The organism is Dehalococcoidia bacterium (assembly GCA_035528575.1).
Classification (GTDB): Bacteria; Chloroflexota; Dehalococcoidia; order E44-bin15; family E44-bin15; genus DATKYK01.
In genome coordinates this window covers 54,681-69,406 of sequence record DATKYK010000015.1, presented here as the reverse complement: position 1 = coordinate 69,406, position 14,726 = coordinate 54,681, and the positions used below count along the sequence as shown (strand labels likewise).

Genomic DNA, 14,726 nt, shown 5'->3' with positions numbered 1-14,726 from the left:
GGTGGGGCTGTCTAAGGGGTTATTACAGGGAATGCACCCATCGGAAGCGCTAAGTGAGCAAAGTGGATACGGAGCGGCGGATATCCATATCCACAGCAGCGTGAGCGATGGCATGGCGAATGTCCCTGATATACTCGAAGCCGTGGCACGCAAGGGCAATCTCGATGTCATTGCCATCACCGATCACAACGAAATCTCGGGTAGCTACCAGGCGAGGGAGCTCTCCGCAAAGCGCGACTACCCCTTCGAAGTAGTGCTCGGCATGGAGGTGAACACCCTTGAGGGGCACCTGCTGACCCTCTTTATCGAGAGCCCGGCCCCCACCCACCAGCCCCTGGCATCAACCATCAAGGCGGTCCACGCCCAGGGTGGCCTCTGTATCGTGCCTCACCCCATGAACTGGCTGACAGACAGCATCAGCCAGCGAAACCTGAATAAAATCGTTAGCAGTAGTGAACCGGATATCTATCTTGATGGCATCGAAACGTTTAACGCCACGGTCCCGGGGCGCATCAATCGGAGGGTAAAAATGTTTAGTCTAGAACACGATCTGGCGGAAACGGGGGGCAGTGACTCCCACTTCCTGGCCACCGTAGGTAGTGGTCTCACCCTGTTTCCCGGCCGAAGTGCCGAGGAACTGAGAAGAGGCCTCCTGGAGAGGACTACCCTGTCCCGGAATGGCACCAAGGTGAGGCTTAGCGACATCGGACTTATTCAAATTTTCAGGCAGCAGCACAGGAGCAGGGGATACTTCGTTCGTGGCATGCTGAAGACCTTCACCAGGTGGCTTTCTTCATGAAGATCGCTCTGGTTTCCCCCTACGATTACGCCTACCCCGGTGGGGTGGTTATCCATATCGCCAACCTCTATGAGCAGTTTACCGGGATGGGTCACGATGTAAGGATAATAACCCCTTATTCTGGTAGCAATACCTCCCTTGATAATCGCGATATTATCCCCCTGGGCAGGCCTTTCCCCATACCCTCAGGGGGCTCTATAGCCAGGGCTCCCCTATCCCCGATGCTATCCTCCCCGGTGAGGGACATCCTGGAGCGGGAAAAATTTGACATCATCCATCTCCACGAACCACTGGGCTCCAGCCTGAGTATCTGCACGCTTCGCGTGTCAAACACCATTAATGTTGGCACCTTTCACGCCTGCCACAGCGGCACCACGGGATACCGAATCATGAGCCCGTTTGTCACAAAGTGGTTCAAAAAGCTCCATGGCAAGATCGCCGTTTCAAAACCGGCAATGGATTTCATCGGCAAACATTTCCCCGGCGATTACACCATAATCCCCAACGGCATCGATGTAGCGCACTTCTCCGCTGCCGTGCCCCCTATATCCAGGTACGCCGACGGGAAATTGAACATACTCTTCGTTGGTCGCCTGGAAAAGCGCAAAGGTCTGAGGTATCTCCTGGGGGCATACAAAAGGGTAAAGCAGGAATTACCCAACACCCGGCTCATTGTGGTAGGACCGGGGAAGCACCAGAAATATGAAAAGCTGGTAAGAAAGGCGAATCTTAAGGACGTGGTTTTCACCGGATATGTGCCCAATGAAGACCTCCACACATATTATCAAACGGCAGACATTTTCTGCACCCCGGCTACCGGAGAGGAGAGCTTTGGCATCATTCTGCTGGAGGCCATGGCTGCCTCAAAGCCCATCGTCGCTTCAGCTATTGAGGGATACGCCAGCGTATTGAGCCACGGTGTTGAGGGGCTAATGGTGCCCCCCAGAGATGAGCAGGCCATCGCCAGCGCCCTGATTAAACTGCTTGGCGACGAAACCCTGCGCCGCGAGATGGGGGCAAGGGGAAGGCTAAAGGCAGAGGAATGCAGTTGGCCCAACGTCGCCAGAAGGATTAATGAGTACTATACCAGCTTGCTTAACGCCTCATAACCTCAAAAGGGCAATACTATCCACGCCTCCTGGCACACTTTGTCAGGGGGTTGGCATATTTGGGATAAAAGATGTGGCGACCTGCTGAAAGAATTAGCGATGGAGCTCACCGCCTTGCCGAGCCGGTGGGCCGGGTGGTGGCCAAGACGGGGGTGCCGCCCAACTTGCTCACCATCTTTGGCTTCTCGATCAATGTCGGCGTCGCCTGGATAATCTCCCAGGGCCACTTCCTTATCGCCGGCTTTTTAATCGTGTTGGCTGGGATCTTCGACCTCCTCGATGGGGCGGTGGCCAGGGACACCAATAGAGTAACCAAGTTCGGCGCTCTCCTCGATTCCACCCTGGACCGCTTATCCGAGTCGGTGCTTCTTTTTGGGCTTTTATGGTATTATGTCTGGCAACAAGATGCCTCCATAGAGATCATCCTCATCTTTGCTACCATTGTAGGCTCCCTGTGTATTAGCTATGTGAGGGCCAGGGCAGAGGGATTAGGGCTGGATTGCGAGGTGGGGATAATGAGGAGAACGGTCAGGGTTCTAACCCTGGCCATCGGACTCATGTTGAGCACATTCGAACCCCTTCTACTGGTGGTCCTCTGGGGTCTCGCTGTTCTTACCAATATGACAGCAGTGCATCGCCTTGTCTATGTATGGTATAAAGCCAGGAAGGGACCGCCTGGTTGAGGGCCTGCTAAAGATGCTATCGCAAACGGCGGCGGTAGGAGAGCGCCAAATAGGCAGTCAGTATCCCTAAGATTGCCACCACAACGATGAGCGCGATGTAGGGCAAAGTGATGTCCGATACTGTCTCCGCAGGGATTGGCAAAGGCTGAGGCCCCAGACCAAGGCTCTCACGCCAAAGGGCATTGAGACCATCCATGTCAAAGCTGTAGATCTCGAGCAGGGCCTCATCATAGGTGCTCCCCTCCTTGAAGACATCCAGTAGCGCTAGTATCCTATCGCTACCATAACTATCGATTAGAAACTGCACCAGGCTATAGCTTTCGGCATAGGAGAGCCTGGCCTCATCAGGGTCGGCAGGAAAGGAACTGGCAAGAGTGCGCACTGAGAAAAGGGTGTCGTGAGTGATGGCCTCATAAAGCAGTACCTTAAGATCCGACCTGAGCTCCCCCTCAGCATCCATCGCCAGCCCTTCGTCAAGCCAGGTGGGTAGATCACCGTAGGCACCGAATACACGCGGATGCACCACCATGTGCCCCATCTCATGGGCAATGGCCCTTTTGCCCCAAGCAAGGTCACCGGGAGATATACCGATGATTATGGTGCCATAATCGGGAAAGGCGACTCCACCGGTCCATTCTTGAGGGTAGACCAATGCACCCTGCAAATCCTGAGAGCTTGCATAAATATAGATCTTGACTGGCTGCTCCAGTGCAACCCCGACTTCACCGGATAGCCGCTCCAACGCCGCATCGGCAGCACCCAGAAGCTCCTGGGCAAAGGCCAGGTCACCCTTATACCATAAGGTGGTCAACTGATCGCTTTCCAGGCTCTGCCAATTATGGCTCAGGTCATCAAATTCAACTTTAGTCGGTGAGGTTTCAATTTGGTGCCCGGCAGCATCCTCAATAAGCCACCAGTAATCTACCTCCGTCCCCGGCGGCAATCCCCCTGTATCCAGCATATCCCATGTCCAGCTTGCCTCCACCTGTTGACCAGGAGTGAAATCGACGTCCACCCTACAGCTAACCGGGGTGAGGCTCCGCCTGCCCAGCCGATATTCAAGGTCGATGTCGGCTATCTCAGTAGCTGCCTCTGCCTCCAGGCTAAAGGTGATGGCGGTGGGAAATTGCGCCAGGGCATCGCTGGATATTACAGTGACCTCACCCTGAGCCAGGGTAGTTGCCGGGGTGAGGATAAAGGGAACGGGGAGGAAGATCAGGGCATGGAGAGTAAAAAACAGCAGGAGCAACCGACAAATGCGCTTCATGACCCCTTCCCCATGGCGAATTTGAGGTAGGCATCGATAAAGCCATCCAGCGCCCCATCCAGCACGGCGGAGGGGTCACTGGTTTCGTATCCTGTACGGTGATCCTTTACCATCTTATAGGGGTGTAGTACATAGCTCCTGATCTGGTTTCCCCAACCGGCGGCGACATGCTCTCCCTTTAACCTGGCCTGCTCCTCGGCACGCTTTGCCAGCTCAAGCTCAAGGAGGCGAGCGAGGAGAACCTTCAGCGCCAGCTCCTTGTTCTGGTACTGTGAGCGCTCATTCTGGCAGACAGCCACCAGACCGGTGGGGAGATGGGTCACCCGAACCGCACTGCTGGTCTTCTGTACATGCTGCCCTCCAGGTCCACTGGCCCTATAGAAGTCGACCTTCACATCATCCGGGTTTATACTAACATCCAACTCCCGCTTCGCCTCAGGAGAAACCTCCACCAGGGCGAAGGAGGTATGCCGAGCATGGTCGGCATCAAAGGGGGAGAGGCGAACCAGGCGATGCACCCCGCGCTCTGCCTTGAGGTAGCCGTAGGCATAATCTCCGGTGACCTGGATGAGGACGCTCTTAATGCCCGCCTCATCACCGGGGGAGACCTCGACTACCCTCGCCTGATAGCCACGGCGCTCCGCCCACCTGAGATACATCCTGAGAAGCATCTCCGCCCAGTCCTGAGCCTCGGTGCCCCCGGCACCGGCGTGAACCGCGAGGAAGGCGTTCCTCTTTTCGTACTCACCGCCCAGGAGCAGCTCAAACTCCATCCTTTCAAACTGAGCGGCTAACCTCTCCGCCTCGGCAGCGATCTCCTCCCCCAGCACGGGCTCCTCCTCGGCGATCGCCAGTTCTGCCAGCTCTAAAAGCTCACCGGCCCTGCCTTCTATGATGCGCCACTTATCCACCTCCCCCCTCAGCTCCCCTAGATGACGCATAACACCCCGCGCCGTCTCCTGATCCTGCCAGAAATCGGGGCGGGCTGATTCCGTCTCTATTTCAGCGATCTCACGCTCCTTGTGAGCGAGGTCAAAGACGCACCATGACTTGGGAGACGTTCTCCGCTAGCTCCTCAAGCCTTTTCTTTTGTTCTTGCACTATTTAGACCTCCTGACGGTTTCTATATGGGTTCCTCCCAATTTGGATTCCGCTCAGTTATTACCAGCTTTATATCGCCATTTTGGGGAACGAGCTTAAATGATGCCCAAGCCGGGTCTGCATTCGCTGCAATTATAACTATTTCTCCGGAGTATCCCATCACCCCTAGCTTCACCCTATAATGATCCCAGGCTCTCCCTGACGATATCCCCAGGCGATCATATAAACACAATTTCTCCTCAGCTCTCTTGCCACTGTTCTTCACCATTATTCTATAATGAATATTTTGGATAATGCTCTCACCCAATATATAAAGCTTGGGCCTGTAAAACCTTTCAACCCACCACTCACGAATAAAGCCACCTACTACAGCACCAAACAATGCTGCCAAAATGGGCCCAAGTATCAGCCATATACTTGCATCATCCATTCAATTCGTGGCCCTTCTATATCGGCAACCTTCACTGTTGCCCTTGCCCAGCCCTTGACACAGGGTGCTGTTTTCCTGAAGCGGCGAGGTGAGCCAGCCTGGTAGGCTCGGGGAGGCGATAGCCTCTCAGGCACGCCGTCACCCATTGGATGGCGGCCTCAAGGTCAACCCTGTGCCCGATGGAAACATACACCGGATTTACCCCCCTCTTTGTACGCAGCGCCGCCCCGATAACCTCATCGCCCTCGAGGAGCGGGGCATAATCGCCGGGCTCCCGTCCCAGATCACCGTGCTGGCCACACAGGATAGACTTGGCACATCCTATGGTGGGCACATCCAGCAGAAGCCCCAGGTGTGAAGCCAGCCCCAATCTCCTGGGGTGCGCGATGCCCTGAGCATCGGCTATGAATAGGTCCGGGGTCACGCTAAGCCCTTCACAGGCGGCCAGGATCAAGGGCACCTCTCTAAAGGACAGCAGCCCTGGCACATAGGGAAAGCTCAGCCGCAGCGTCGCCACACCCTGCTCCACAATCGCAAGCTCGGGAAAACGTAGCACCACCACCACCCCTCGTGCCAGCCCCCTGCTGTCCTCGCCAGAGATATCCACACCAGCAACGAGATGAGGGACCTCGAGCTCGTTACTTCTCACCACCTGAGCGGCAAGAGCTCGCTGAATTTCCTTAGCCTCCGTAACGCTTACCTGCCAGCTATGAAGATTGCGCCCTTTCACATCAGTCAATTATATCCCCTGTAATACCCACTGGCAACCTAACCCATGTTCCCATTACGATAGATAATACTATGGACAACCTATCCATTATCCTAGCTCCTCCGCTCTATGTTATTCTAATTGAGGAAGTGACCCAATAATCTCTAATAAGATTCTTCTCCCGAGGATGAGGCCGAGGCCAACAGGTCGGTCGACATTTTGGCACACGTCGGCCAATGCTTCAGGCTAAATAGGGTCAGACTGGTAAAGAGCGTCGCTTTATTTCCGTGGCAATAACAAGAGCACCTCTGCTGAGAATGCTATAGGAACAAAGCGTTACTCGACTTCTTATAGCTTCGAGACCATATCAGCTATCATGTGCCACCCATCTATCTGAACCATACCACCGCACACCAACCCATTGACATATAGCACTTTATGACCCATAATAGCAACATTAAGAGATAAGCAATGTTAAAGATACGATTGAGTCGTGTGGGTAAGAAAAAGAGACCCAGCTATCGGGTGGTGGTCGCCGATAGCCGGGCCCCGCGCGATGGCGCATTTATTGAAAACATCGGTCACTACAATCCGCTCACCGACCCCGCTACCATCGCAATCGACGAAGAGAAGGCGCTAAAGTGGCTTCGCCAGGGAGCGCGGCCTACAGAAAGGGTAGCGATCTTGCTAGCCAAGCTGGGCATCCTAGAAAAGCCCACCAAGAAACACACCGAGAAGCTTGCCAAGCAGCTCGAAGAGAAGCCGGCGAAGACGCCCAAGAAGAAACCTGCAAAGGAGAAACCTTCAGAGGAGCCTGAAGCGGTGGAGGAGCCCGCGGAGCAGGAGCCTGCCGAGGAGAAACCTTCAGTGGAGCCTGAAGCGGAGCAGGAAACTGCGGTGGAGAAGCCTGCTGATGAGGAGTCTACGGTTAAAGGAGAAGGTTAGCACACGACCCTTCCCCAAGAAGGGATCGAAAAAATAAGTAAAGGAGAAAAATGAAAGAGCTAGTCGAATTTATCGTCAAGGCAATCGTGAACAAGCCGGATGCGGTGGTGATAACCGAGGAGCAAAGCGAGGGAGGGGTGCTCCTCAAACTTCAGGTCGACTCGGAAGACATGGGGCGGGTTATCGGTAAGCAGGGCCGGGTGGTGCAGGCAATGCGCACCCTGCTACGAGTGATGGCGGCTAAGGAAGGCACCCGGGTAGAGCTCGTGGTAATGTAGTCCTGGTCAATGGCACAATGGATTCCCAATTCATTGCGGTTGGCCGGGTGATTGCGCCGCAGGGAGTGCGGGGTGAGATAAAGGTGGAGGTGATGACAGATTTCCCCGATCGGTTCTCACCCCAGGATGTGGTTTACGTCAAGGGACGGGCGGTGACCATTGAAAGGAGCAGATGGTACCGGGGGAGGGTAATCCTCAAGCTGGCCACTATCGATAACGTGGAGGATGCCGAGGGGCTCCGCGGCCTATTCTTGGAGGTGCCCCAGTCCCAGCTCCGCCCCCTGCCACAGGGTGAATATTATCAGTTTCAACTGCTGGGCCTCGAGGTGAGGACCAGCGAGGGGGAGTTGCTGGGGCGAATCGCCCGCATCCTGTCCACCGGGAGTAACGATGTTTATGTGGTACCATCCCGGAATGAGGAACTCCTCATCCCCGCCACCGAGGATGTGGTTAAATCGGTGGATCTGGAGCGGGGGTGCATCGTTATTGAGACGATCCCGGGGTTGCTGAAGGATAAAGTTCCACCCAAATAAAGCAAGTTTGGGTCGGTAAGAGAGCTTAAGGCATCTTCCACCGTGATATAAGGCTACTGCATAATTAAATAGCGCAGCCTTCAGGTATGACATCGGCCTCATTTCTAACTGGCGAAAAGGGTAAAAATATGCGGTATCAAATCCCGGAGGTGGTGATCTATCGGTTGCCGTTATATCTTCGCATCCTTACCCCCTTCGCAGAGGAGAACGCTGAGGTGGTGAGCTCTAAGGAGCTGGGAGAAAGATTACACATGACCCCGGCGCAAATTCGAAAGGATCTTAGCTATTTCGGCAAGTTCGGCAAGCAGGGCAAAGGCTATAACGTGAGCCTGCTCCGCGAAGAGCTGCGACAGATCCTGGGGCTTGACCGGGAGTGGCACATAGCTCTCATTGGGGTGGGAAGATTGGGTAAAGCTATCCTTGACTATGGCATGCTTGCGCTACGCGAGTTTACCATTGTGGCTGCCTTTGACATAGATCCACATCAAATTGGCAGAAACGTCAACGGGTTGGTGATCCAGGATCTCTCCGAGCTTGCCGACACGTTGAAAAGAAAGAATATCGAAATCGGCATTGTTGCTGTGCCCCCTTCACAGGTACAACAAGCCATTGACCGACTGGTGGAGTGTGGCATTAAAGTGATACTAAACTATGCCCCCGCCGCTGCCCGTGCGCCCAAGGACGTTCGCATCCACGAGGTAGGCCCGACGCTAGCCCTGCAAAGGATGACCTACTTCCTAAAATCCCTGGGCTCCACCTGAACCAGGCCTCTTTTTCCTCCTGCGCTCCGCTACCCTTAGCCGCATCAGAGAACGTAACAGTGCGGCCTCAGCGGCTGCAAGGTCCATTTCGGCCGGGCGTTCCTCGAGCTTCCGCTCAGCGCGTCGCTTTGCCTCCTCAGCGCGGGCAATATCGATCTCCTCAGCCCGCTCGGCGACATCGGCAAGCACGCTAACCCGATTATCCATCACCTCGAGGAAGCCACCGCTCACAAACATCGCCGTCTCCTCTCCATCCTTGCGCACCACCAGCTCGCCGGGCTGAAGCATAGTTAAGAGTGGAGCGTGGCTGGGCAGGATGCCAAGATGCCCCTCGACACCGGGTGCGATAACGATATCCACTTCATCGGAGTAGATCACGCGCTCTACGGTTACGATCTCAAACTTGAGTTTAGCCAATTTCTCGCCCTCTATGTAACATGGTACCACGCCAATGCTGATAAGCTTGCCTTATTTTCGGGTCTACTTGGTCAGCCAGCCCCCAAATCCTCTGATCGTTTGATTCTATAGACAATCTCTGAATTACAAGACCTACATTTTTAAAGCACGCGTCTTTCAAAATTACCTCTAGTTCCCGCCGAAATCCAGCTTCACTTATCTGACTCCCCTTGAAGGAATACCACAATCTCTCAATAGCCTTTGCTATTGGGCCTCTCCGTTTCCTCGCCATAACTTCACCCCCCTACCCCTATGCCGCCTCCAGTTCCTTCGCCTTCTCCACCACCTCATCGATGGTGCCCGCCATGAAGAAGGCCTGCTCGGGGAGAGCATCGTGGTTTCCATCAAGTATCTCCTTGAAGCCGCGCACCGTCTCCTTAACCGGAACGTAGCGACCTTCCATACCGGTGAAGGTCTCGGCGACGTACATAGGCTGTGATAGGAAACGCTGTATCTTGCGGGCACGCGATACGGTGAGCTTGTCCTCCTCGGAGAGCTCCTCAATGCCCAATATGGCGATTATGTCCTGCAGGTCCCGGTAGCGCTGTAGCACCCGCTGCACCCCGCGGGCCACTCCGTAATGCTCCTCGCCTACAATTAGCGGATCGAGGATTCGAGAGGTGGAGGCCAGCGGGTCGACGGCAGGGTAGAGTCCCTGCTCGGCGATGGCACGCTCCAGGGCAACCACAGCATCGAGGTGACCGAACACCGTAGACACGCCGGGGTCAGTGTAGTCATCGGCAGGTACATAGATCGCCTGGAAGGAGGTAATAGAGCCTTTTTTGGTAGAGGTTATCCTCTCCTCCAGGTCGCCCATCTCGGTAGCCAGTGTGGGCTGATAGCCCACTGCCGATGGCATCCGCCCCAGAAGCGCCGAAACCTCCATGCCGGCCATGATATAGCGATAGATATTATCAATGAAAAGCAGCACGTCCTGCCCCTCTATATCGCGGAAGTATTCTGCCATGGTTAGCCCGGCAAAGCCCACGCGCAGCCGCACCCCGGGAGGCTCGTTCATCTGCCCGAAAACGAGCACCGTTTTATCTATAACGCCGGAGGCTCTCATTTCATGCCAAAGGTCGTTTCCCTCGCGGGAGCGCTCCCCCACCCCGGCGAAAACGGAGAAGCCGCCGTGCTCGGTGGCAATATTGCGAATAAGCTCCTGGATTATAACGGTCTTACCCACCCCGGCACCGCCGAATGCTCCCACCTTGCCCCCTTTGGTGAAGGGGGTGATCAGGTCGATTACCTTAAGCCCGGTCTCCAGCATCTGGGTGGAGGTCTCCTGATCCCGAAAGGAGGGCGGGGGGCGGTGTATAGGCCAGTGTTCCTCAGCCTCAACCGGCCCCAGATCGTCCAGTGGCTCGCCGAGGACATTAAACAGCCTCCCCAGTGTGGCTGGCCCCACCGGGACACTGAGCGGCGCCCCGGTGTCGATGGCCTCGGCGCCACGCTCCAGGCCATCGGTGGGGGACATAGCGAGACAGCGAACCCAGTTGTTCCCCACGTGCTGCTGCGTCTCAAGGAGGATCTTCTCCCCTTTGAGGGGGATCTCGATAGCGTTATTCAGCGCCGGCAGCCCATCCGGGGGGAACTCTATATCCACCACCGTGCCAATAACCTGGACCACCTTTCCTTTGGCCATTCCTTTGGCCATTCCTTTGGCCATGATAACCTCCTGCCTTATTCTAAACCAGCGCCGCCGCTCCCTTTTCGCTCTACCCCAGCGCCGCCGCCCCTCCAGTGATATCCAGAAGCTCCTTCGTTATCATCTCCTGCCTCGCCTTATTATAGGTCAGGGTGAGATCATCTATGATCTCGTTGGCGTTGTCGGTTGCGCTACGCATCGCTACCATCCGCGCCGACTGCTCGCTGGCAATTGACTCGAGGATGACATGGTAGAGCCCCATCTCAACGAAGCGGGGGAGAAGCTGGTCCAGCACCTGGTCCGGTGAAGGCTCATAGATATACTCCACACTATGCCCCGGCTCGATATCCGCCGGCTCAATGGGGAGCAGCCGCCACAGCACCGACCGCTGGCTCATGGTGCTCACAAACTGGGTGTACGATATGTACACTTCATCGATGCCTCCATCGGTGTAATCATCGATGACTATTCGGGCGATGGGCTGGATATCGATTATCGAAGGACGGTCGCCAAGGCGGGTGAGATCGGCTCGCAACTCCTGCCCGGTGCGCACCATAAAATCCCTCCCCTTTCGACCGATAACCAGGATGGTCACTGGAGCCTGCTGCTCCAGGATAAAGCCCGCCGCGCTGCGGTTGACACTGGCAATCAGCCCGCCGCAAAGGCCGCGGTCGGGGGTGATATGGATAAGGGCAATCCGCTTCACCGGCCGCTTTTGGAGGAGGGGGTGAATCTCCTCGCCGGAGCGGCGCAGCGCCGCCAGGTCGGCCAGAACCTGCTGCATCTTATCGGCGTAGGGGCGAGCGGCGATGGTGCGCTCCTGAGCACGCCTCATCTTCGAGGCAGCAACCATCTCCATTGCCCTGGTGACCTTGGCTGTGCTCTGGACACTCCTTATACGGCGGCGAATCTCACGAATGGTTGGCATTCTTTGGCCTTTTGCTACCCCTTTGCCCGTTAGTGGAATAAATGCGCTATAGAAGAATCGCTATTTTCAAGGAAGATATTGATAAGCTATTATATAGTTTGAAAAATTTAGTACGGCACCTTCTCCTTGAACTCGGCGATCGCCTGCTTCAGCGACTCCTCGGTCTCATCGCTAAGCTCCTTCTCCTCAGCGATGCGCTGGCCAATCTCGGGATGGCTCGTCTCCATGAAGCGGTGGAAGCCTTCCTCAAAGCCCCTTACCTTCTCCACAGGGACATCGTCGAGGTAGCCGTTGATCACGGCGTAGAGGATGGTTACCTCTTTCTTGAGGGGCATGGGAACATACTGGGGCTGCTTCAACACCTCGGTGATGCGCTGCCCCCGCTCCAGTTGCATCCTGGTTGCCTTGTCCAGCTCGGCAGCGCCAAACTGGGAGAATGTCGCCAGCTCCCGGTACTGAGCGAGGCCCAGCCTCAACTTTCCCGCCACCCGCTTCATCGCACGGCTCTGAGCAGCGCCCCCTACCCTGGAGACGCTGAGCCCGACATTTAGCGCCGGCCGCACCCCTGCATTGAATAGATCGGTTTCCAGATATATCTGACCGTCGGTGATGGAGATCACATTGGTGGGGATATAGGCCGATATATCACCGGCCTGGGTTTCTATAATGGGCAGGGCGGTTAGCGAGCCGCCACCATACTGCGGCGCCATCTTAGCGGCGCGCTCCAGCAGGCGGCTATGGAGATAGAAGATGTCGCCTGGGTAAGCCTCGCGACCCGGTGGGCGACGCAGCAGCAAGGATAGCTCACGATAGGCCCAGGCATGCTTGGAGAGGTCATCGTAGATAATCAGGGCATCCCGCCCCTGCTCCATGAACTCCTCGCCGATGGCGCAGCCGGCGTAAGGGGCGAGATACTGCAGCGCCGCCGGGTCGGAAGCATGAGCCGATACCACGATGGTATGCTCCATAGCTCCATGGTTCTCCAGTGTTGCCACCGCCTGCGCTACCTTGGATGATTTCTGTCCAATGGCAACATATATACAGATGAGGTCGCCACCTTTCTGGCTGATGATTGCATCGAGGGCGATAGCGCTCTTGCCGGTGGCGCGGTCGCCAATAATGAGCTCTCGCTGCCCCCGCCCCAGGGGGATTATGCTATCTATAGCCTTGATCCCGGTATGTACCGGGGTATCCACCGACTTGCGAAGCACCACATTGGGCGCCACCCGCTCCACCGGGGAGGTTTTCTTATACTTCAGCGACCCCTTGCCATCCAGAGGCAGGCCCAGGGGATCGATTACCCGACCTATAAGGCCGTCACCCACCGGCACCTCGGCAATCCTGCCGGTGGAGCGCACCTCGTCCCCCTCCTTGATATCAGCCCATTCGCCGAGGATCACCGCGCCAACGCTATCCTCCTCCAGGTTGAGGGCGATACCGATCACACTGTTAGGGAACTGGAGCAGCTCATTATACCTGGCACCGGAGAGCCCATGAATGCGGGCAATGCCATCGCCCACCTCAACCACGGTGCCCACATCCACCATGGCTACCGTGGTGCCAAACTGCTCTATCTGTTGTTTTATGATCGCGGCGAAGTCATGGGCACGAGCCATTTTTTAACCTCCGATTTATTCCTTCGATCTATTTCAAGGATCAACTTTCCGATCTATCCCACCAAGCCCTTGTGGAGAACGAAAACCTTCCGATCTACTTCATCAGGCTCTCCCTGAGAGCGAGAAGCCTGGACCTAGTGCTGCCATCGATGAGCTTATCGCCCACCCTGGCCACAAGCCCCCCGATAATGGCAGGGGCGACCCTGGTGGTGAGCACGATCTCCCTACCCACCAGGTCACCGAGACGATGAACCAGCTTATCCTTTTCGTCAGGCTCCAGCGGGACGGCAGTCGTCACCTCGGCATGAGCGATCCCCCGATGTTCATCGACCAGCCGCCCGTACTCAAGAACCATATCCGACACCAAGTGAAGTCTCCCCCGGGACACCAGCAGCAGGGCCAGGTTCATTACCAGGGGGTTTAGCCCCTCGAGGCCCTGGCGCAGGATCCTCGCTTTCTCTTCAAAGTGAATCCGCGGGCTCTCCAAAAAGGTAAAAAGAAGGGGCTCTTTCAACGCTTCGGAGAGCCGCTCCAGGTCCCCGCGCCATAAATCCAATTCTTCCCGTTCCAGGGCGATCTGAAACGCCGCCTGGGCATGCCTTCTTGCCGCAGCCCGCGCCATCAGCCCTCCTTTTCTATAACCACCACTATTACCCCTTCCTCTTTAGCAACCCCACCATCACCGCTCACCACCCGGTGCCTGCTCCAGCACCTCCTCGATGAGGCGGCGATGCTTCTCCCGATCCAAGGTCTCGTTTACCACCTTCTCGGCAGCGGTTATCGCCAGGTCAACAAACTGGCGCTTGACCTCATCGATAGCCTCATCACGCTCTCGCTCGATCTCGGTGCGCGCCCGGGCGACGATAACCTCCGCGTCCTGCCTGGCCTCTCCCCTCGCCTCCTCCTTGAGGCGATCCCCCATCTGAGCCGCTTGAGCCAATATATCCTGCCCCTCCCTGCGGGCAGCCGCCAGTTGCTCCCTAACCTGCTCTTCGGTCCTGGCCATCTGTTCCTTGATCTGCTCAGCCTGCTCCATGCTCTCCTTGATTCTGTTAGAGCGCGCATCGAACGTCCTGCGCATCGGCTTATAGAGCAGGAAAAAAAGGAGGCCAAAGAGGATCCCAAAATTTATGAGCTGAGCCAGCAAAACCTGCCAGTCAATGCCTATAGCGCCCATATCAACTCGTCCTTCTAGATTGAAGTCCGGCAATCATGCGATGAAGATCAGCATAATGGCCACAATGAGGGCATAGATTGCGATAGCCTCGCAGAAGGCGATAGCCAGGATCATATTAGTCTGGATGGGACCGCGTGCCTCGGGATTTCTGCCCAACGCCTGCATGGCGCCATACCCTAACATGCCGATCCCCAAGCCAGGTCCCAGGGCACCGGCGCCAATGGCAACTGCTGCGGCGATCAACCTCATGGTTTCGGAGTCCATAATTCATCCCCCTTTCAGTTTT

The 14,726-nt window shown here is 56.1% G+C and carries 18 protein-coding genes; 7 read left to right on the top strand and 11 right to left on the bottom strand.

Annotated elements, in window-relative coordinates:
- Positions 1 to 31: 31 nt before the first annotated feature.
- The 3 genes from VMX96_02370 to VMX96_02360 all read left to right on the top strand — a co-directional run bounded on the left by VMX96_02370 (position 32) and on the right by VMX96_02360 (position 2,591).
- Positions 32 to 799 (top strand): PHP domain-containing protein, encoded by a 768-nt coding sequence (locus tag VMX96_02370; protein ID HUU62754.1) that lies wholly within the window; start codon positions 32 to 34, stop codon positions 797 to 799.
- A complete protein-coding gene (locus VMX96_02365) occupies positions 796 to 1,908 on the top strand; it encodes a glycosyltransferase family 4 protein (GenBank protein HUU62753.1) in 1,113 nt (370 codons plus the stop codon). The genes VMX96_02370 and VMX96_02365 overlap by 4 nt, the downstream gene beginning before the upstream one ends.
- 71 nt (positions 1,909 to 1,979) lie before the next feature.
- A complete protein-coding gene (locus VMX96_02360; protein HUU62752.1) occupies positions 1,980 to 2,591 on the top strand; it encodes a CDP-alcohol phosphatidyltransferase family protein in 612 nt (203 codons plus the stop codon).
- Positions 2,592 to 2,607: 16 nt separating this feature from the next.
- Here the strand turns inward: VMX96_02360 and VMX96_02355 are convergent, their stop codons facing one another.
- The 4 genes from VMX96_02355 to nfi all read right to left on the bottom strand — a co-directional run bounded on the left by VMX96_02355 (position 2,608) and on the right by nfi (position 6,128).
- Positions 2,608 to 3,858, bottom strand: a complete 1,251-nt coding sequence (locus tag VMX96_02355; GenBank protein HUU62751.1) for a peptidase MA family metallohydrolase — start codon at positions 3,856 to 3,858, stop codon at positions 2,608 to 2,610.
- Positions 3,855 to 4,905, bottom strand: a protein-coding gene (prfB, locus tag VMX96_02350) for a peptide chain release factor 2 (GenBank protein ID HUU62750.1) whose coding sequence is annotated in 2 segments (ribosomal slippage) — positions 3,855 to 4,892 and positions 4,894 to 4,905 — 1,050 coding nt in all. Because the reading frame shifts where the segments join, the coding sequence is not laid out codon by codon here. The genes VMX96_02355 and prfB overlap by 4 nt, the downstream gene beginning before the upstream one ends.
- Before the next feature lie 76 nt (positions 4,906 to 4,981).
- On the bottom strand, positions 4,982 to 5,389 hold the full coding sequence (locus VMX96_02345) for a hypothetical protein (protein HUU62749.1): 408 nt from the start codon (positions 5,387 to 5,389) through the stop codon (positions 4,982 to 4,984).
- Positions 5,390 to 5,420: 31 nt separating this feature from the next.
- Entirely contained in the window at positions 5,421 to 6,128 is a 708-nt protein-coding gene (nfi, locus tag VMX96_02340) for a deoxyribonuclease V (GenBank protein HUU62748.1), read from the bottom strand.
- Positions 6,129 to 6,569: 441 nt separating this feature from the next.
- Between nfi and rpsP the strand changes: the two genes are divergently transcribed.
- From rpsP to VMX96_02320, 4 genes are all read left to right on the top strand, one after another.
- Positions 6,570 to 7,043: a 30S ribosomal protein S16 gene (rpsP, locus tag VMX96_02335; GenBank protein HUU62747.1), complete on the top strand. Its 474-nt coding sequence runs from the start codon at positions 6,570 to 6,572 to the stop codon at positions 7,041 to 7,043.
- Between the two features lie 50 nt (positions 7,044 to 7,093).
- On the top strand, positions 7,094 to 7,321 hold the full coding sequence (locus tag VMX96_02330) for a KH domain-containing protein (protein ID HUU62746.1): 228 nt from the start codon (positions 7,094 to 7,096) through the stop codon (positions 7,319 to 7,321).
- 17 nt (positions 7,322 to 7,338) lie between these two features.
- Positions 7,339 to 7,854, top strand: a complete 516-nt coding sequence (gene rimM / locus VMX96_02325) for a ribosome maturation factor RimM (protein ID HUU62745.1) — start codon at positions 7,339 to 7,341, stop codon at positions 7,852 to 7,854.
- Between the two features lie 128 nt (positions 7,855 to 7,982).
- The gene (locus tag VMX96_02320; protein ID HUU62744.1) at positions 7,983 to 8,615 is read left to right on the top strand and encodes a redox-sensing transcriptional repressor Rex; all 633 of its coding nucleotides are present in this window, start codon (positions 7,983 to 7,985) and stop codon (positions 8,613 to 8,615) included.
- On the opposite strand, the gene VMX96_02315 is transcribed toward VMX96_02320, so the two are convergent.
- From VMX96_02315 to VMX96_02285, 7 genes are all read right to left on the bottom strand, one after another.
- Positions 8,592 to 9,032: a F0F1 ATP synthase subunit epsilon gene (locus VMX96_02315; protein HUU62743.1), complete on the bottom strand. Its 441-nt coding sequence runs from the start codon at positions 9,030 to 9,032 to the stop codon at positions 8,592 to 8,594. The two genes, VMX96_02320 and VMX96_02315, sit on opposite strands and share 24 nt — an antisense overlap.
- Positions 9,033 to 9,321: 289 nt before the next feature.
- A complete protein-coding gene (atpD, locus tag VMX96_02310; protein HUU62742.1) occupies positions 9,322 to 10,716 on the bottom strand; it encodes a F0F1 ATP synthase subunit beta in 1,395 nt (464 codons plus the stop codon).
- 73 nt (positions 10,717 to 10,789) lie between these two features.
- On the bottom strand, positions 10,790 to 11,647 hold the full coding sequence (gene atpG, locus VMX96_02305; GenBank protein HUU62741.1) for an ATP synthase F1 subunit gamma: 858 nt from the start codon (positions 11,645 to 11,647) through the stop codon (positions 10,790 to 10,792).
- Between the two features lie 107 nt (positions 11,648 to 11,754).
- On the bottom strand, positions 11,755 to 13,263 hold the full coding sequence (gene atpA / locus VMX96_02300; protein HUU62740.1) for a F0F1 ATP synthase subunit alpha: 1,509 nt from the start codon (positions 13,261 to 13,263) through the stop codon (positions 11,755 to 11,757).
- 94 nt (positions 13,264 to 13,357) lie between these two features.
- Positions 13,358 to 13,885, bottom strand: a complete 528-nt coding sequence (gene atpH, locus VMX96_02295; GenBank protein HUU62739.1) for an ATP synthase F1 subunit delta — start codon at positions 13,883 to 13,885, stop codon at positions 13,358 to 13,360.
- Positions 13,886 to 13,942: 57 nt separating this feature from the next.
- Complete coding sequence (gene atpF / locus VMX96_02290; protein HUU62738.1) at positions 13,943 to 14,440, bottom strand: F0F1 ATP synthase subunit B; 498 nt, start codon at positions 14,438 to 14,440, stop codon at positions 13,943 to 13,945.
- 33 nt (positions 14,441 to 14,473) lie between these two features.
- Entirely contained in the window at positions 14,474 to 14,704 is a 231-nt protein-coding gene (locus VMX96_02285; protein ID HUU62737.1) for an ATP synthase F0 subunit C, read from the bottom strand.
- Positions 14,705 to 14,726: the final 22 nt, after the last annotated feature.